This window comes from Shewanella sp. c952 (assembly GCF_019654975.1).
In the GTDB taxonomy this organism is placed as follows: domain Bacteria; phylum Pseudomonadota; class Gammaproteobacteria; order Enterobacterales; family Shewanellaceae; genus Shewanella.
In genome coordinates this window covers 65,028-84,333 of record NZ_BPEW01000006.1, presented here as the reverse complement: position 1 = coordinate 84,333, position 19,306 = coordinate 65,028, and the positions used below count along the sequence as shown (strand labels likewise).

Genomic DNA, 19,306 nt, shown 5'->3' with positions numbered 1-19,306 from the left:
AAACTTAAACCCCTACAACCATACACCCTAACCAACTGTTTAAATTGATATCTAACAATTTCGTAGCATTTTAAAAAATCACAGCAGGGTTACATCACATTTGCCTAGTCCATATTATTGCCAACCACCTCTTTTGGGTAAGATCGTGTTGAGGAAGCTCCTCACGCTTAAGAGGTAAAAACCTCACAGCAGATAAAACCTATGCAGGGAATAAAATGATGATAAATCGATATAAACTCGCAACCGCTGTAAAATCAGCAATCGGCATTGGCGCACTTTCTTTTGCGCTTGTAGGTTGTGGCAGTGATGGCAAAGACGGTGAAGATGGCAACAATGGCGATATCGGCGTTGATATCCAACAAGCAACAAGTCTAAACGCCAATATTTTACATGCCACAATTACAGACGGCATTGTAGCTGTAGATTTCGAACTCGAAACAGCCAATGGTGTAGTAGTTTCAGGCTTAGATACATTTGAGAATATTAATGCCTTAGGCTTTGGTATTGCCAAACTAGACAGCCTACAGAAGCGTGACCGTCCATTACCTGGTTTTGACAGCCCTGAACCAGAGGCTACACCGATGAAAGGTGAGAAGTCATCACAATGGGTTAGCTATATCAACAGCATGAAATTGCCTGGTGACATCGCTGAAGGTCAAGACTTGCCTGAAGGATGGGATAAACACCAAGGACCACAGATTCAAGCTAATATCGAAACTAGCTGTAAAACAGCATGTGTTGAAGCATTAGGCCACGGACAGTATCGTTATACTTTCTCTAAAGCACTCAACGAGTACGAACAAATTGAAGGCTTAGATACCGAATTCAAAGGTGAACTCACTCACCGTATTACGCTAGAGTTAAAACCGACAAACGTAGTCAGTAACGCTACTTTAATCAACACACATTACGATTTCATCCCAGCACTTGATCGAGCAGCTGAAGCCGATGAAACCCGTAATCTTGTCGATCTACAAGAATCTTGTATACGTTGTCACAATGATGACTACGAACATGCGTGGGCACCAAAGCTTTCAATGCATGGTGGCAAACGTATTGAAATTGAAAACTGTGTAGTTTGTCATACCACCTACTCTGGCGATCCAGAAACAGGGGCAACTATCGACATGGGCTCTATGCTTCACCAAATCCATAAAGGCCAGTACTTCATGATTGGTTATGGCGGAAAAGCATACGACTACAGTGAAGTCACTTTCCCTGCAGACGCTAAAGCATGCCAATCATGTCACATCGAAGGTGAAACTGCGCCAGCGCAAGCTAATCAGTTCCACTTCCATAGACAAGAAGCTTGCTTAAGCTGTCATGAGAAATTTGCAACACCTGAATGGGATGGAACCGCCCGCGGTTTATTTCACTCTGAGCAATTCCCACAATATGCGCAAGGCGATTGTGCAGCTTGTCACGCCGATGACAGTAACCCAATGGGCGCAGCAAAGTTCCATTTAAACAAAGAACTCACCATTAAATCTGCTAAAGAGGCTTACGAGTTTTCAGTTAGTAATGGTACTTATAACGAACAGAATGATAGCTTAAGCTTTATCGTCAACTTTGAAAATGATTCAGCAACAGCTCCTCACGAAGATCCTTCGGTAAGTGCGCTTAACGTGCAAATAGTTGAAAATCACCACAATGACTTTGCAGATGTCTGGAAAATGACACGAGGCAACTTAACTGCTACCCACAAAATGATTAACCTTGCTGATGCAGATGCAATTACTGCAGGTGATATTACAGTAGAGCAGACCTCAGAAGGATATCAGTACACGATCAATGAACTTGGTGTTGAACTGCTATCAGGGGCTATGATGAGTCACCTAAATATCTGTGCTTCACGCGTCACTGAAACAACTGTTGCTTGCTCTGATGAAGAACATGTTATTGCGACTTTGACCGCCGAAGCAGCAGCCTTTGCAACTATTGGTGAAACTGCAACAGTAAGAATGAACAGCGCATCAGAAAAGGCTTGTCAAGCTTGTCATGATGACAGCATTGACCTGTCCTTCCACACTAGACCATCGTGTGGTTCATGTCATATGCCTGATAACAAAGAGCAACCTCTAGCACTTACTGATGGTAGCTGTGTAAGCTGCCATAAAGGTCAAGCACTACATGCTGTAGCAGATGGTTCTTTCAAAGGTGGTCGCGTTGGACTTGAAAACTCACTTGATTATAAAGTGATGATCCATACCCTGCATGCTAACAAACGCACTAAGGTAAACAGTAATCGTAATGAAGACATTACCTTCACTAAACACTACGGCGACTGTGCCTCGTGTCATGAAAAAGGTCAGCTAACTCTTGCAAACACAGGCTCACTACCTGCAACCTTGAACGAAGGTGCAGAAAAGGCAATTCTAGAATATTCTCCTATTGCTGCAGCATGTGGTTCGTGCCACACCAAAGAAAGCTTCGGTGCTCACGTTGAGTCTAACGGCGGCGTATTTGGTGCACCTCTAGGCACTTACGACGGCACAGAAAGTTGTGCAACTTGTCATGCCGAAGGTAAGTCTTTTGGGGTTGATAAAGTTCACCCAACTAATTACAAGTAATGTAAATATTAACGCTTAAAGCAAGCATGCTTTAAAAGGCAAAACAAAAGGCGAGAAGAATAACTTCTCGCCTTTTTTATATCTAGATATCGCTGAAATCAAATTCCAAACAGACAATAAGCATATTCCCACTATAAATTGGCAACACAACCACTTATGAAAAAACAGTGCCACTCAAGAGTCGTAACAAACCTGCCACATATAGCAGTGATGAGCGAGGAAACACTTAAGTGAGAATTAAAATAGTCCTAAAAACACACTTTTCTCTCTACCCCTAAAGAAATAGTCTGACCTTAATCACATAAAGCATCTAAAACACCTGCTAAAAATTACGCTGTTCGTTAGCCTAGAGGTGGAAATAAAATTCCACACACTAAATAAGGGTAAATGAGATTTGTTCTCAAATTGAATCCCTTTTTAGTGATGATTAAAAAACTATTGCAGGGACAAAAATGATGAAATTTTTCAACTTAAGCGCAACTTCAAAAGCGCTACTTACAGCAGGGGTGCTTTCATTAGCAGTTTCTGGCTGTAGTGGCGATGATGGTAAAGATGGCGAAAATGGTGAGAATGGCGTTGTCGGGGTTAATATTGACGCAGCAAAAAGCGTTAATGCTATTTTCACAGATGCCACTGTAGATGCTGGAACAGTAACAGTTAATTTTAAGCTTCAGAATGACAACGGTGTCGCTGTTCTTGGTTTAACAAAGGATCACGATTTACGCTTTGGTATTGCCCAGCTAGCTCAAGAAACTCGTATGTTTGGTGAAGGTGACGATGCTGTAGAGTTTAATCGTGGGTTTCAGTGGCAAGCTTACATAAATGCAGAGAAAACACCAAATCCGGACTGGGTACCTGAAGGTGAGTCCGATATCAATCCTTCTAATCAATTCCAAGCTAATGTAGAAAAAGCATCTAGCTGTGATACTTGTTTTGTAGACAACGGTGATGGTAGTTATACGTATACTTTCCAACAAAACATTGCGGAAGTAACTGCACCTATAGCAGTAGCTTACAACGCAGACAATACGCAACGCGCAACGCTTGAATTAGAACTTCCAAGTTTTGCCGCCAATGGACACTTTGATTGGCAGCCATCTACTGGTATGACTGACGGAATCCAAACGCGTGACGTTGTAGCCATCGAAACATGCTATACCTGTCATCAGCCTGAAAGTTTAGAGTTCCATGGCGGCCGTCGTATCGATCTAGAAAATTGTGCATCTTGCCATACATCAACATCTGGTGACCCAGAAAGTGGCAACAGCGTCGACTTTACTTATATGATCCATGCAATTCATAAGGGTGATGCCCGCACAACTTATGCTCCAGATGCTCCAGGCGCAGATGAGGATGGTAATATTCCTGCACCATATAAAGTTATTGGCTATGGTGGTGGCGTACATAACTATGGAAAAGTAATGTATCCACAAAAGCCGGCTGCAGATTGTACTGCTTGTCACGTTACAGGCGATGATGCACCAGCGAATTCAGATCTATTCCTTGCTAACCAAAGTAATACTGCGTGTATAGCGTGTCATACTACTATGCCAAAAGCATATCATAACCCAAGCAATGAAAATTGCATGTCTTGCCACGTCGAAGATGGATCTGCACGAAGCGGTGCTGAAGCTCACGGTGATGCAACCAAGAGCTACAAAGTTAGTCAGGATTATTCTGCTAAGTTTAGTAAAATAGAGGTAACTGACGGTGTACTCACTTTCGATGTACAAATCTTAGATGAAAAGAGTGAGGCAGTAGCTAAAGAATTTATTGCTAATCCAAGCAAATATACTAAGTCCAGCATCTATTTCTCTTGGGATACTGATAAGGATTACCCTGCATACACAAGTGGCACTAAATACAGTGCCCGAGGGTTTGCACTGACAAATTCTCAAGTGTCTACCTATGATGAAGCAACTAAAACTTTCACTATTAACAGTACAAACAGTGCACTTGAACTTCCAGCTGACTTGAATAGTAAGAGTGTTGAGTTGTTCGCAGGTGTTGCAACTTGTTTCAAAGCAGGAGGTCATGGTCGCCCAGTTGTTGAACCTCGCGCTTGTGATTCTGTTGATAGCAAAGGTAATTCAGATGTAACATCAGCTTATATCCAAGATGCGCCACTAAGCTTTACATGGAATGATACTGATACAAGTGAGCCGGCTATCGCTCGTCGCGATATTATCGATAGCAGCAAGTGTATGGGGTGTCATAATCAAGAAATCGTTCACTTTGACAACGGTGTTAACTGCCAGACATGTCATACAGCGGATAAAGGACTATCAGAAACTGTATGGGGATCAGGTGTTTTTGTGCCAACAAGCTTTGCTTATAAAGCTCACCATGCATCAGGACATGACATGAATGCCTATTGGGGCAGCGGCTTGCAGTCTGGAACGGTTATGAAGACTGACTGCTTGACTTGCCACACTGCTGAAGATAGCAAAAACAAAATCGAAAATGGTATTACGTTAGGCAGATCTCCTGAACGTGTATGGAACTATCCAAATCTTGATACTAAAGATAAAGTGGGTATCTTCGTTTCTTCTGATGCGGGTGCATGTTTAAGCTGTCACCAGTCTCACTTGAGTGAAGCAGGTAATTCTCATATCGAAACAAACGGTGGTATCTTGGATGGTACAAGTACCACTGATGTTCTTAATAGAGCAAAAGAAGCTTGTGCGACTTGTCACTCTCCTGAGCAAATAATGGAATTACACGGTCACTAATACAGTCATCATGTAACTAAAAAGGGAGGCTTGGCCTCCCTTTTTTAATGAGAGTTATTCCCAAGTCATGAATACAAATTTTCTTACATATTTTGTACATTTAACGTTATTTTAAGCTTCCAAAACGTTGTTTGCCTACCCTTACCAATACCTCTTTAGAAATAGAAAGATCCGCATCACACATTAGCACCTAGGCTGCTGATTTTAGCCCTACATTACGTTAGCCTTTCTTTGGGGAATCTTATTTCCAGCATTGACTTAAGCGGCAATCAAAAAATTACAGTCGGTCTACTAAATCGGGCCACACGTTTAAGACAGTGCCAAACCTATGCAGGGAAAAAATGATGAACGTAAAAAAATCTAAAATTGCACTGCTGCTAGCAGCAGGCGCTGTATCAATGGCCTTAACCGGCTGTGGTGGCGATGATGGTACTGATGGCAATCCAGGTAACCCTGGTGGCCCAGCAGCTGATTACATCAATACGCTGAATCTTAAAGTGACTGACGTGACTTACATTGATGGTCAACCCACTATTAAAGTGTTTGCCACTAACGAAGAAGACCTTCCTGTTATTGGTCTACAAGACCTAGGTGTTGTTGCCGCTCAATTAACACCACAAGGTGCTACTGGTGCTGGTAATAGTGCACAGTGGACCCGTACTGCTCGCGCTTCTGGCGTTGACAGCTACACAGATAACAAAGACGGTTCATACTCATTTTCGCTTGAACTTGATGAATACAATGCGGACATGACTCAGCGTTTTAACGTATACGCAGGTGGCAAAGGTTCAACACTTGCCGACGGCGCAACAACGGTTCCACGCCGTGAAATCGTTGCAGACTTTGACGGTCAAGGCTATGAAGCCAAGTACACTAAAGACATCGTGTCTCATGAAACTTGTACTAACTGTCATGCTGAAGGTGAGCCACTCACCACTCGCCATAGCAGCTACTACACACAAGAAACCTGTGCAACTTGTCACAGCAGTTCAATGTCGACTGAATCTCAGTGGAACCACTTAATCCACAATATTCATAACACAGCGAAGACATTCGAAGACAAGTACGGTAAAGAGTATACTGGTGAAGCAGCCGAAGCACTTATTCAGAACAACTGTAAATCTTGTCACGTTGAGCCAGAAGCTGATAGCGGTGAGCTAGCAGAATGGGGCAACTGGTCACGTATTCCAACAATGGAAACTTGTACTAGCTGTCACACTGGTATCGATTTTGAAGCTGGCAAAGGTCACTCTCAGCAAGCTGATAACTCCAACTGTATTGCATGTCATAACTCAAGCTGGACAGAAGAGCTACACACAAGCAGCCTCGGTGATACTAAAGCGCTTATCGACACTTATGGCATGAATACCACATTAGCCGTTAATGCTGATAAGACTGCAACCGTTACCGTTGCCTTCGTTGATGCTAATGACGCAGCAGTTAATGCAGCCACTTTATTACCGCAAATCCAGCGCCTTGAAGCGACCACCACTGTTGGTCCAAACAATGTGCAAGGCGGTTACAACGGCCACGATAGTTCACACCTAGTGTTAAACGGTGAGCTTAATACTGAAACGACAGCAACAATTACCGAAGCAGGTAATATTAGCTACATCACTAAAGCACTAGCGTTCCCAGATGCTGTTGCAGCCGGTGCTGATGCAGATACTGCATTTACCTTTACTGGTTTATCGCTTTGTTCTGAAGATGGTGCGTTTGTTAATTGTGACACAGTAGCAATTGATGAGAACATGGATACGGATTACAAAGGTAATAAAACCTTAAATGCTAATTACTACACTGGCATGAAAGCAGACCTGACTTTTGATACCTTATCTGATGAAGCTGCGAGTATGCGTCATGTAGACTCGGTGAACTTCAACACCTGTGCGTCATGTCACAGTGCTGAGTTCCAAGTACACAAAAATTCACACCATCCTGGTTTCGTTATGTCTGAGCAAGTTTCTCATACAACTGATGCAAACGATCAACCAATTATTGGTGTAGATGGTTGTGTGGCTTGTCATACCCCAGACGGCACATATGCTGGCGGTGAGAACCTAGGCGCATTAGAGCTAAAACTTCACTTTAGACATGGTACAGAGCAGGTCATCAAAGATTGCCAACAATGCCATAACGCATTTGACCTTGATGCGTTCAAAGTTAAAGGTGCACTAGCAACCTCGGCTGGCAAATATACAACTCCGATTGCTGCTACATGTGGATCTTGCCATAACCAACCTGGTAACCCTGACAAAGATCAACCAGCTAACCCAGCCTATTCTGAGTCATTTGTTACTCATGTTTTAGGTCAAGGAGCACTAGTCGATGATCTAGACAAAGCTGCAGTCAATGACGCCGCTCAACTAGAAACATGTTTCTACTGCCACGCACCAACTCCAGCGGATCACACTGCGGTTAAGATGTAATTTGTGCAGCTCTTCTCAATGACTTAGGTCATTAAGAGTGTTGAAAATAGGGGGAGTCCTCTCCCCCGCTTTCACAAAAATTGTGCAAATTTAGGAAATCGATTATGAAGATCACCAAGAAATTAAAAACCTTACTTCCAGCGCTAGTCGCCTCGGCAGTACTTTCACTTGGCTTTGCTCAAACAGCAGTAGCGTCAAAGTGGGATGCCAAGATGAGCCCTGATGAAGTTGAAGCCACACTAGATAAGAAATTCGCCGAAGGACAATATTCTCCTAAAGGTGCTGATTCTTGCCTTATGTGTCACCGTAAATCAGAAAAAGTAATGGACATCTTCAACGGTGTTCACGGTTCTGTTGACTCAAGCAAGAGCCCAATGGCAGGCCTTCAATGTGAAGCATGTCATGGCCCAATGGGTAAACATAACCGCGGCGGCAATGAGCCAATGATTGCCTTTGGTCCAGACTCTACACTGGCTGCTGAAAAGCAAAATAGTGTATGTATGAGCTGTCACAAAGATGACAAGCGTATGGATTGGAATGGCGGACACCATGACAATGCAGATATCGCTTGTGCTTCTTGTCACTCAGTTCATACAGCCAAAGATCCAGTGTTATCTAAAAACACTGAAATGGAAGTCTGTACTAGCTGTCATACCAAACAAAAAGCTGACATGAACAAGCGCTCTAGCCACCCAATGAAATGGGCTCAAATGGTATGTAGCGATTGTCATAACCCACATGGAACAATGAGCGACTCAGATCTTGTTAAGCCTAGCGTTAACGATACCTGTTACTCATGCCACGCAGAGAAACGTGGCCCAAAATTGTGGGAGCATGCACCCGTCACTGAGAATTGTGTTACTTGTCACAACCCTCATGGCAGCGTGAATGAAGGCATGCTAAAAACTCGTGCTCCGCAATTGTGTCAGCAGTGTCATGCCTCGCCTCATAGCGGTCAGCCTCAGTTTGGTAACACAGATCAAGGATCGACTGTCGGCGGTAACGCCTTTACAGGTGGTCGTAGCTGTCTAAATTGCCATAACCAGATCCATGGTTCAAACCATCCATCTGGCAAGCTGTTCCAGCGCTAAGGAGACGAGAAGATGAAATTCAAACTAAATTTGGTCACCATCGCCCTTCTTGCGAGTGCCGGTGCAGTTCTACCCGGCGCTGCTATGGCAGCTGATGGCTACGGTATTCAAAATGCGAATACCGATAAAGTAAAGTTCGAAAAATGGGATTGTAAGCGTTGTGCTGTTGAAACAGGTTACAGCGGCTCTATTGGTGTCGGCGTTGGTTACAACGACAGCAACGATATTCATTCGGCAAATGCTTTTGCTGCAGAAGACGAGTTCGCAGGTAAAGTTGACGCTGACCTAAAATACGCAGGTAAAAGCGGCTACCAAGCTTCTATTGAGGCTGATAATTTAGGTATGGAAAATGGCCGCGCTGACATCAATGTCGGTAAAGCAGGTCAATACAACCTAAACCTTAACTATCGCCAAATCGCTACCTACAAAACAGATAGCGCCATGAGTCCATACCAAGGGGTTGGGAGTGATGACCTTACCCTTCCTGGTGATTGGGTTCATGCTGGCAGCACCCAAGATATGACCAACTTAAACGCCAGCCTTAATCCACTTGAGCTTTCGCTTAAGCGTAAAAGAGCGGGTTTAGGTATTGAGTATCAAGGTGAGTCTTTATGGAGCACGCATATCAACTATATGCGTGAAGATAAAACAGGCCTTAAGCAAGCTTCTGGTAGCTTCTACAATCAATCAATGATGATTGCAGAACCTGTTGACTACACGACTGATACTTTAGATGCCGGCGTTCGTTTTAGCGGTGACAACTGGTTTACCGCCCTAAACTACAACGGTTCAATGTTTAAAAATGCTTATAGCGAATTGTCTTACGACAACGCGTTTAGCCCAACCTTTGGTGCGCAAACCACAGGTTATATGTCACTTGATCCAGACAACGAAGCCCACACGGTATCGTTAATGGGTCAGTATGTGGCTGGCAAAACCATCATGAACGGTCGCGTTCATTATGGTCAAATGACCCAAGACCAAGATTTCAATACTTCTGGTTACGGTTATCAAATGCCTTCTGAATCGCTTGACGGTAAAGTTGAAACCACGGGTGCAACCCTTAAGGTTGTGTCTCGTATCAATCGCCAGCTCCGCTTAAATGCCAGCTACGATTACAACGATCGTGACAACCAAACCAACGTTCAAGAGTGGACGCAGATCAGCATCGACTCAACAACGGGTCAAGCGGCTTACAACACGCCTTACGACATCACCACAAACAAAGCTAAACTAGGTGCAGACTACCGCCTTGCACGTGGCCATAAACTTGAAGGTGGATTTGACTACCGTAAAGATGAGCGCAGCTATCAAGACCGCGAAACCACTGAAGAAAGCACTGTATGGGCTAAGTACCGTATCAGCGCATTCGACAAGTGGGACATGTGGGTTAAAGGTAGCTACGGCGAACGTGACGGTTCTGAGTACCAAGCATCAGAATGGACTTCTGGTGAGTCAAATGACTTACTACGCAAGTACAACCTAGCCGACAGAAAGCGTACTCAAGTTGAAGCTCGTGTTACTCACAGCCCAATTGAAACGTTAACCATCGACTTTGGTGCTCGCTATGCACTTGATGACTACAGCGAAACTGAAATTGGTTTAACTGAATCGAAAGATATCAGCTACGATGCAAGTGTTAGCTACCTACTCACTGAAGACATGACTTTGACAGCGTTCTACAACCGTCAAAACATCGATTCAGAGCAAGCTGGCAGCAGCAACCTCTCTACGCCAAACTGGTTTGGTGTAGTAGAAGATCAAGTTGACGTCATAGGCGCAGGGTATAGCTATAACAACCTGATGGAAAAGAAACTGCGCTTAGGCGTTGATTACACTTACTCAGATTCTAATAGTAATACCCAAGTTACCCAGGGGATCACTGGCGACTACGGCGACTACTATGCCAAAGTTCATAACGTCAATGTTTACGCACTTTACCGCGCAACAGACAAAATGGACGTACGCATAGACTACAAGATGGAAAAATACAAAGATAACGACGCTGGCAATGATATTGCACCAGACGGGATCTGGAACGTGTTAAGTTTTGGCAGCAACAGCCATGACTACAACGCGCACCTAATCATGCTAAGCATGAGCTACCGTTTGTAATTGTTCGCTTCTCTAAAAAACCCGCCTAGTGCGGGTTTTTTTTATGTGTACAGTATTGTACGACAACCTGTTTATATCCCTTTCAAAAACGCTCTACACAGCAATATGCTTCGCTTTACTAGCAAACTACCAACAATACTTCTGATTAAAAACTCCACCGTAAACAACATTAAAAATACTCACTTTCACGCATTTAACATATTGTATACATTTATCATCCTTATTAAATTAAACACAAGGATGTTCCTTTGAAAACCTCGTTATTCAAACTCTCGCTTATCACGCTTGCCTTAACGGGCCTAACAGGTTGTGATGACGAAAATAAAGCCCCTACGGTCAGTTCAAATGCACCAGTAAGTATTGATGAAAGAACTTCAACCTCTCTTTCTGTCACAGCAAAAGATGCCGATGGTTCAATAAAATCATACAAGTGGTCACAAGACTCTGGACCTGAATTAAGCTTTACTGACAGCGGGTCAAGTATCGAGTTTGACGTTCCAGAAGTGACAGAAGACACCACGATTGGTTTCACGGTCACTGTTATGGATAACGACGGTGATACAGCGAGTACTAGCTTTAGTACATTAATAAAGCATGTCAATCGGGCTCCAATAACTGAAGATATCGAGCTAGACATTGAATTTAACGATATATTGCAATTTTCTCTGCCTGTTAGTGACTTAGATGGTGATACCTTAACCGCGAGCTTCCCAGAACAGCAAAGCATCGGCAGCATTGAGCTACTTGATGCTGATGAACATCAATATCAGTACACATCTGCAAGCGACAACATTAGTCCAGACACAATCAATATCGAGATCTCTGATGGTGTAGATACTGCAGTTGCAATCGTGAGCTTAAACATTGTTGATAACAGCTCGCCAAATGCGGTATCTGTGACACCAGCAGTAGATAGTGAAAGGGTTGAAGTTAATACTCAGGTAATAGTGGAGTTTGATGATGTTATGTCTGCAATTGCAGACGTAGATGCCAATACCTGTATGGGACCAATACAAATATCTCTTGATAACTTCCAAACCTGCAGTCCTTATTCAGTTGTCAGTGCAAACCAAAAGCTATTCACTTTAACCCCCAATACACTAGAATTTGGCAGAACTTATCAAGTTAAAGTTACCGCTGATGCAAGCAACTTTCATAGTGTGGCAGCTGAAGAAGCGACTCTAACAACCTTTAGAACAGCTAATAACGATCTTCAAATAACCGAAATATCGTCTTCTAAATATTGGGATGACAATCGCTGGCTCGAAATATTTAACGGAACAAACCGGGAAATAAATTTAAGCAATTATGCTGTACACACTGAGACGATTGATCTTGATACATATACAGAACTTGGTCTGCAAACTTTCTCATTACCAGAGAAAGTCATAGAACCCGGTAACTATATCGTTGTTCAGGGACGTTTTGGCAATGGTTACTGGCAATCGAGTGTTGAAGAATCATCGCAACTGGTGTTAATAGGTAATGATAGCGACAACATAAGACCATATTGGGATGAATCAGGCTTTGTGGAATTACTCAATAAAGATGAAACAGAAACGGTAGACTTTTATCGTTTTGGTGAGGATGCTCAAGAGCCAGTTACCGCTGCGCAATGGGATACTCGCAGCTCTGGACCAGGGATCCACAATACGTTAGGAATGAGCATAATTCGAACAATGGGTGCGAGTGATACAAACTCTAGTAATGATTGGCGAGTAGCGCAGTTCATGACACCTGGCGGACAAAATGATGTTACCTGTACTGAAGATTTAGATGCCGATGGTATACCAGACTGCGCAGAAACAGAAGGTAGTACATTTGCAGGCCTCCCTCTATACGACTGGGGCGCTAGAGTAGGCGTGAAAGATATATTCGTCGAAGTTGATTATATGCAAAGTGATGACCCAGGAATCACTCCTCATCAAGAGGCTTTGCAAAAAGTAGTCGATGTTTTCGCACAACAAGAAGTGGCACACGCTATACATTTCGATGTGGGCGATCTTTACCATCAAGAGGAAGGAACCTCAACGGAGTATTTTGACTTAGGTGGCGGTAATGAAGTCGATTTTTATCTACAGGCTTCATTTGAATCTAGTGACACAACACCTAGTATTGTAGACCTTAAAGTTAAACATTCTGATATAAGACGTAAACCGATTTTCCATTATCTACTGATGGCCAATAGCCAAAAAGCAGACGGCTCAGGCGGATCTTCAGGTTACGCTGAAATGTTTGGTAATGATCTAATTGTTAGTATAGGGAGCTGGGGCTTAGAGATGGAGACTGAAACTGGTCGAAATCAGACAATTAACTATCAATCATCAACCATTCTGCATGAACTAGGGCATAATTTAGGCCTTAGGCATGGTGGTGATGAAAACAGGAACTGGAAACCAAACCACATAAGTAGCATGAACTACCTTTATCAACTAAACGGCTTACCTACAATAGGCGAACGTGAAGGTGATAGGTACTACAAGGCTTACTTCTGGGGAGATCTAGAATGTAACCTAGAAGATAATGAACTTGTCAACGGACCAACAGCTTCACCTGAAGATTTTAAGCTTAATTACTCTTCAGGAACCAGCGCTAACATTGATAAAACCTCAATAGATGAAAGCTTAGGTTTCCAATATGCAAACTCTGTAGCGGTCGACTTCAACTGTAATGGTAACGCTAATGACGTTCTCAATAACTTCGATCTCGACTGGTCAGGAAGTAGCACCGATACCATTAGAGATGTCGATGAGTGGGCAATGTTAGACCTCCAGTTTACCAAGTATTGGAGCGGTAATGTCAGTGGTGCAGATAATTCAACTAAATCTGATGACTCACCACAAAACGTGATGAACAATGACAAGCAAGTGACGATCAAAGAAGAGGCCCCGAGTGAGCAGTTCTTCCGCGAAGTACAAATGCTAAATAGTTTGTAGTGATGAAAGTATCATCCTTAATAGCTTGTATAGTTTGTTTTTTATCACTGCTGCTTGGGTGTAGCCCAAGCAGCAGTGAGCAAGCCAACTGGCAAATAAAGCACGGAAGCCTTTGGCTTGGCTCTGAAACCGTGGACTGGCAATCAACTACAGCATTTGAGATGTGCAATACCTGTAATATTAAGCAGATTGCTGATTTTCACCCGTCAGGGCCATCAGTAACTTATCAATTATTCATAACTGATAAGTGGAAAGCATCGAAAGTCGACGAATTTCGAAACTGGATTCTAATTTGGCAAAATAACCATCCCGTTAAGATCTTTGTTAAAGCTTTTTCTGATACGAAGTTATTGCTTAGCTTACCCAATGGCGAGATTGAGATGGATATTCAATCTAAAACAAATTTCAGCTATAACGGTAAACATTATCAACTTTGGGTTGAATCCTATCGGAGTCCTGTTATTGCAGCGCATTTTGCAAATGAGCTCGACTCCCACCATATAGATTATTTGCTGCTATCTCTTGAATAGGTAATTACAGCTTTAATCAATCAAAAGCGGTAACAACCAGTTACCGCTTTTTTATTTGCGAACTGGCTACTTTTCGACTTGGGCAAGAATTAAACAGCTCTTAGCTTTGATAGCCGACCAAGTTCTAAATCTAATAATATTGTCTGTTTACATGTTGCAGTCAGGCCCACTTTAAGCGATTGTAGCTAACATTCTCAATGACTAATCTTTGCTTATGAATCACACACAATATCGCTTAAGGTCAACATTACCTCTACTTTTAGGCACTATATTCGCTCCGATGCCAGCACTGGCTTTTCAATCGGATACCACCAATATTTTAATGTTGGCGATTTCGTTAGGCGGCTTTTGCTTTTTCAATTTATTACTAACTGGCTTGTTTTACTTTACCGGTAAATATCAAAGTAGCCGTTTTGCTAAATTGCACACAATTATCTCGCTTATCCCTGCAGTCATTACCTTTGTTGTAGCCATGGTTTATATCAAAGGTGCTGGTGCTATTTCGCTTAATGTTGGGGTTATCATTGTGAGCATTGCGCTGAGCTTACTACCGATACAGCTGAGCCATCATGCCAAAGCTCCCACAGAGAAGACCCCATTAATATTGGCTACAGTGGCGTTATTGATGATGTTTGCCGGCTATTACGCTGCGCCGCTAACCTTATTTGCTATCGCCATCGCCCATGTTGCCGTGCTGAGCCGTGGCAGTATTAGCGTAAAATTACTGAGCTACGCTACACTCATTGCAGGATACAGCTACTTAGGATACTGGGCTTATCAAATTGCGCTACACAGCTAAATGCAGCCAAACTAAGCTGAAAGTGAATAATGCCAAAAGACAACCGTCTCGATAATTTGCTTAATCAAGTACAGCAATGTCAGCTGTGCAGTGAACATTTGCCGTTTGCGGCCAAGCCAATAGTACAACTTGCCTGCAATGCAAAAATATTGATTGCTGGACAAGCTCCTGGGCAAAAAACACATCACAAAGGACACCCTTTTGACGATGCCAGCGGAGAGCGCCTCAGGGGTTGGCTAGGGGTCACTCGCGAACAGTTCTATAGCCCTGAACTGTTTGCCATTCTGCCTATGGGTTTCTGTTTTCCAGGAAGTTACTCAACAGCTGACAAAAAAAGTGGCGATAAGCCGCCGCGTCCAGAGTGTGCAGCCACTTGGCGCAAGCCAATTCTCAATGAACTTAAGCATGTAGAGCTCACTTTACTAGTCGGCCAATATGCCATTGAATGGCATCTAAAACAAAAGCTAACCGTCACTAAAGCTGTTGAACAGTGGCAAGAGTTATGGCCAGAAATATTGGTTATGCCCCACCCTAGCCCAAGAAACAATATCTGGCTAAAACGACACCCAGAGTTTGAAAGGCTGATCATTCCTAAATTGCAGCAACGTGTTTCCGAGCTCATAGATAGATAACTAGTAAGCAGGTCAGCCTCCAGCGACAACAAGGAAAATCATGTACTTTTTAGATGGCGCACTTGCCAAGCAAATAGTCAACCGAACCATGAAGATTATTGGTCATAATATCAATGTGATGAATAAGCATGGCGTAATCCTTGGTTCAGGAGAACCCCAGCGTATTGGTGAAGTACATGAGGGTGCGCTGCTGGCAATTAGCCAGCAGAGAACCGTTGAAATAAGCCATGAGAGTGAAGGAACGTTACAAGGTGTTAAAGCTGGCATAAACCTGCCACTGCACTATAAAGGTGACATCATAGGCGTTATTGGTATCACCGGTGAGCCTACCGAACTTGGTCATTATGGTGAGTTATTAAAAATGACCGCCGAGATCATTGTTGAACAAGCAAACTCAATTGAGCAAGCACAGTGGCAGTATCGCCAAAAAGAGGAGCTCATTATTGATCTCATCAAATCTGACGGCCCTTTTAGTGCTCACCAACAAAACTGGGCATCTCAGTTAAATATCAATCTCGACACTCCGCGGGTTGCAGCCATTATTCAAGTACAGACTGATGATGAAGAAACCTCAGCGAACTCAATGTTAAAACAAATTCTTCACTTGTTAGAAAACCCATCCCGCGGCAACTTAGTCGCCATGACCTCAATGACCGAACTGGTGATCTTAAAGCCTGCATTTCTTGACGGTAAGGCGTGGGATGCTGAACTTGAAAGCCAGCGTATAGATCAACTGATAGCACGTTTACCGATTGAGTTAAGAAGCAGGCTTAAAATATCGCTTGGGCATTTTTTTCCAAAACCACAAGAGATTAACCGCTCTTATCAAACAGCGTTAGAAACCCTGTCTATAGGTAGCCAAATGCAACCTGAGTTGAGTAAATACCTTTATGAAGATTTTTCGCTATTGGTACTTTTGTCATCACTAAAGGGCAACTGGCGTGGAAAGGAGTTAATCAGCCCCTATCAATCTTTAATTGATGCCGATAAAAACGGTCAACTCACCAAAACCTTAAGCTGTTATTTGCAGCATTTTGGTGATCAGCAGCAATGTGCCAATGCGCTATTTATTCATCGTAATACACTGCGCTATCGTCTTGATAAAATTGAGACGGTTACCGGAGTCAACATGCAACAACTGGATGGATTACTGCAACTATACTTAGGTCAGGTATTGTTAACACAGTAATAAAAAGAAACTTTCGTTAAAGTCAGCCACTTCAATACAATACGATGTAGTGCTTGAAAGTACACGGGGTAACATATGGCTCATTATCGGCTAGAAAAAGGTTTCACACTGATTGAATTAGTGACGGTTATTATCGTACTTGGCATTATCTCGGTTATCGCAGCACCTAAATTTTTAAACTTTCGAACAGATGCCAAAATAGCTGATTTACAAGCTATTGAAGGAGCCATGAAAAGTGCACTTTCTCTGGTTTATAGTAAAGCAGCAATTGAAGGGGAGGAGGTCGAAACTGGCAGCATCACTCATGCAGGAGTAGATATACCACTTCATAACGGTTATCCCGCCGTAAATGGTGGCGATAGTTTCGATGAGCTTAATGAGCAAGTACAAGCTTGGCTAGACATTGACTCGGTTTCTCTAACAACAATCAAAAATGACAACAGCGCAGCGCCGCTATTTATTGATAAATCATCGGCTAATAACCAAATCTATATCTTTTTTTCCGAAGATTTAGCCGATAAAAGTGTGAGTTTTAACTGCCATATTCTCTATCAGAACAAAGTAACAAATAGCCAGTATGAAGTATTTGTCAAAACTGATGATTGTTAAATAGACTTGTCCAACAGCCATCCTCAAACACAATTTTGTGCTTAAGCACAATTAATTACTGACATTAGCGCAATATTTAGTGCTTTACACCAAAGCAATATCTGCGACTGATCCCCATAATAATCTAGCCTGAAATTCTATGACCTCTAATTAATAAGAGCGATTGTTATATTTGGCTTAAAACCCTACACCTAACTAAAAATACCCCTACAGGGAAACGCTATGAGCCTCATACTGATCTTATTGGCAGTGATTGCATTTATTGTAATTGCTACCTCAAAATTCAAGCTCCACCCCTTCTTAACGCTAATTCTCGCCTCCTTTATGGCGGCATTTGCCTATGGCCTTCCAAGTGCCGATATTGCAAAAACCATCACCTCCGGTTTTGGTGGCATATTAGGTTACATCGGTCTGGTAATTGTACTTGGTACTATCATAGGCACTATTCTTGAGAAAAGCGGCGCCGCTATCACTATGGCCGATGTGGTCATCAAGGTACTGGGCAAGCGTTTTCCAACCTTAACCATGTCTATTATCGGTTATATCGTTTCGATTCCGGTGTTTTGTGACTCAGGCTTTGTGATTTTGAACTCACTGAAGCAATCGATGGCCAACCGCATGAAAGTTTCGAGTGTCTCGATGAGTGTGGCGTTAGCAACCGGCCTTTATGCCACTCACACCTTTGTACCACCAACGCCTGGGCCTATTGCGGCGGCGGGCAACTTAGGTCTTGAATCGAACCTTGGGTTAGTCATTTTTGTTGGTGTATTTGTAGCCGCTATTGCAGCGCTAGCAGGTACGCTGTGGGCAAACCGCTTTGCTAACGTTCAACCAGACGGCGAAGGCGCTGAAGAGCTGCTTAATCAAACTGAAGATTATGAAAAACTAAAGCAAACCTATGGCAAACTGCCTAGCCCTACCCGCGCATTTGCACCAATTTTTGTGCCGATTTTACTTATCTGTTTTGGCTCAATTGCTAACTTCCCATCGGCGCCGTTAGGTAACGGCGTACTATTTGATGTATTGGCATTTCTTGGTCAGCCGGTTAATGCTCTGATGATTGGTCTTTTCCTATCATTGTCTCTACTTAAAAGCAGCGACAAAGTTAAAGAGTTTAGTGAGCGCATTAGCCAAGGGCTAGTTGTTGCGGCACCGATTCTACTGATTACTGGTGCTGGTGGTGCATTTGGCGCAGTCCTTAAAGCAACAGAAATTGGCGCGTTCCTAGGGACTTCGCTATCGGCACTCGGAATAGGCATCTTTATGCCGTTTATCGTCGCTGCAGCGCTCAAATCTGCGCAAGGTTCCTCGACGGTAGCGCTAGTGGCGACTTCAGCACTTGTTGCGCCAATGCTAGGCGATATCGGGCTTGCAAGCGACATGGGCCGCGTACTGACGGTTATGGCTATTGGTGCAGGTGCTATGACAGTCTCACACGCGAACGACAGTTTCTTCTGGGTGGTGACTCAGTTTAGCCGCATGAGCGTTAAACAAGCCTATAAAGCACAAACAATGGCAACACTGGTCCAAGGCCTTACCGCCATGACTGTGGTGTACATATTGAGCTTAGTCTTGCTATAAGCAGATAGTTAACGGCGAGCACTCCCGCTCGCCTTTACCCTGCACATACCACTCATTAAGATTACCTTTACAACGCTAAGCTTTATCTCACCA

Annotated in this window: 12 protein-coding genes; all 12 read left to right on the top strand. The window is 43.2% G+C overall.

The features are described 5' to 3' along the window. Window positions 1-215 precede the first annotated feature (215 nt). The 12 genes from K5R16_RS06510 to K5R16_RS06455 all read left to right on the top strand — a co-directional run bounded on the left by K5R16_RS06510 (window position 216) and on the right by K5R16_RS06455 (window position 19,213). Window positions 216-2,570, top strand: coding sequence for an OmcA/MtrC family decaheme c-type cytochrome (locus tag K5R16_RS06510; protein WP_220736727.1), 2,355 nt, complete (start codon window positions 216-218; stop codon window positions 2,568-2,570). Window positions 2,571-3,022: 452 nt separating this feature from the next. Continuing rightward, window positions 3,023-5,302, top strand: a complete 2,280-nt coding sequence (locus K5R16_RS06505; protein ID WP_220736726.1) for an OmcA/MtrC family decaheme c-type cytochrome — start codon at window positions 3,023-3,025, stop codon at window positions 5,300-5,302. A 341-nt stretch (window positions 5,303-5,643) separates the two neighbouring features. Further along, window positions 5,644-7,731 carry an OmcA/MtrC family decaheme c-type cytochrome gene (locus K5R16_RS06500; protein ID WP_220736725.1) on the top strand — a complete coding sequence of 696 codons (2,088 nt, stop codon included), beginning with the start codon at window positions 5,644-5,646 and terminating at the stop codon, window positions 7,729-7,731. 104 nt (window positions 7,732-7,835) lie between these two features. Further along, complete coding sequence (locus K5R16_RS06495) at window positions 7,836-8,822, top strand: DmsE family decaheme c-type cytochrome (RefSeq protein ID WP_220736724.1); 987 nt, start codon at window positions 7,836-7,838, stop codon at window positions 8,820-8,822. 12 nt (window positions 8,823-8,834) lie between these two features. After that, window positions 8,835-10,937 (top strand): MtrB/PioB family decaheme-associated outer membrane protein, encoded by a 2,103-nt coding sequence (locus tag K5R16_RS06490; RefSeq protein ID WP_220736723.1) that lies wholly within the window; start codon window positions 8,835-8,837, stop codon window positions 10,935-10,937. A gap of 248 nt (window positions 10,938-11,185) precedes the next feature. Continuing rightward, complete coding sequence (locus K5R16_RS06485) at window positions 11,186-13,873, top strand: lamin tail domain-containing protein (RefSeq protein ID WP_220736722.1); 2,688 nt, start codon at window positions 11,186-11,188, stop codon at window positions 13,871-13,873. Window positions 13,874-13,875: 2 nt separating this feature from the next. Next, window positions 13,876-14,403 carry a hypothetical protein gene (locus tag K5R16_RS06480; RefSeq protein ID WP_220736721.1) on the top strand — a complete coding sequence of 176 codons (528 nt, stop codon included), beginning with the start codon at window positions 13,876-13,878 and terminating at the stop codon, window positions 14,401-14,403. A gap of 214 nt (window positions 14,404-14,617) precedes the next feature. Then, entirely contained in the window at window positions 14,618-15,202 is a 585-nt protein-coding gene (locus K5R16_RS06475) for a hypothetical protein (protein WP_220736720.1), read from the top strand. A 29-nt stretch (window positions 15,203-15,231) separates the two neighbouring features. Further along, complete coding sequence (locus tag K5R16_RS06470) at window positions 15,232-15,834, top strand: uracil-DNA glycosylase family protein (protein ID WP_220736719.1); 603 nt, start codon at window positions 15,232-15,234, stop codon at window positions 15,832-15,834. A 40-nt stretch (window positions 15,835-15,874) separates the two neighbouring features. Then, window positions 15,875-17,023: a sugar diacid recognition domain-containing protein gene (locus K5R16_RS06465; RefSeq protein WP_220736718.1), complete on the top strand. Its 1,149-nt coding sequence runs from the start codon at window positions 15,875-15,877 to the stop codon at window positions 17,021-17,023. A 75-nt stretch (window positions 17,024-17,098) separates the two neighbouring features. After that, the gene (locus K5R16_RS06460; protein ID WP_220736717.1) at window positions 17,099-17,632 is read left to right on the top strand and encodes a type II secretion system protein; all 534 of its coding nucleotides are present in this window, start codon (window positions 17,099-17,101) and stop codon (window positions 17,630-17,632) included. A 222-nt stretch (window positions 17,633-17,854) separates the two neighbouring features. Beyond that, window positions 17,855-19,213 (top strand): GntP family permease, encoded by a 1,359-nt coding sequence (locus K5R16_RS06455; RefSeq protein WP_220736716.1) that lies wholly within the window; start codon window positions 17,855-17,857, stop codon window positions 19,211-19,213. Window positions 19,214-19,306 lie beyond the last annotated feature (93 nt).

What these genes read in the sequence shown, in the direction of transcription:
- K5R16_RS06455 (WP_220736716.1), top strand. Translation starts at nt 17,855, where the DNA reads ATGAGCCTCATACTGATCTTATTGGCAGTGATTGCATTTATTGTAATT.
- K5R16_RS06505 (WP_220736726.1), top strand. Translation starts at nt 3,023, where the DNA reads ATGATGAAATTTTTCAACTTAAGCGCAACTTCAAAAGCGCTACTTACA.
- K5R16_RS06460 (WP_220736717.1), top strand. Translation starts at nt 17,099, where the DNA reads ATGGCTCATTATCGGCTAGAAAAAGGTTTCACACTGATTGAATTAGTG.
- K5R16_RS06510 (WP_220736727.1), top strand. Translation starts at nt 216, where the DNA reads ATGATGATAAATCGATATAAACTCGCAACCGCTGTAAAATCAGCAATC.
- K5R16_RS06495 (WP_220736724.1), top strand. Translation starts at nt 7,836, where the DNA reads ATGAAGATCACCAAGAAATTAAAAACCTTACTTCCAGCGCTAGTCGCC.
- K5R16_RS06480 (WP_220736721.1), top strand. Translation starts at nt 13,876, where the DNA reads ATGAAAGTATCATCCTTAATAGCTTGTATAGTTTGTTTTTTATCACTG.
- K5R16_RS06490 (WP_220736723.1), top strand. Translation starts at nt 8,835, where the DNA reads ATGAAATTCAAACTAAATTTGGTCACCATCGCCCTTCTTGCGAGTGCC.
- K5R16_RS06475 (WP_220736720.1), top strand. Translation starts at nt 14,618, where the DNA reads ATGAATCACACACAATATCGCTTAAGGTCAACATTACCTCTACTTTTA.
- K5R16_RS06500 (WP_220736725.1), top strand. Translation starts at nt 5,644, where the DNA reads ATGATGAACGTAAAAAAATCTAAAATTGCACTGCTGCTAGCAGCAGGC.
- K5R16_RS06470 (WP_220736719.1), top strand. Translation starts at nt 15,232, where the DNA reads ATGCCAAAAGACAACCGTCTCGATAATTTGCTTAATCAAGTACAGCAA.
- K5R16_RS06465 (WP_220736718.1), top strand. Translation starts at nt 15,875, where the DNA reads ATGTACTTTTTAGATGGCGCACTTGCCAAGCAAATAGTCAACCGAACC.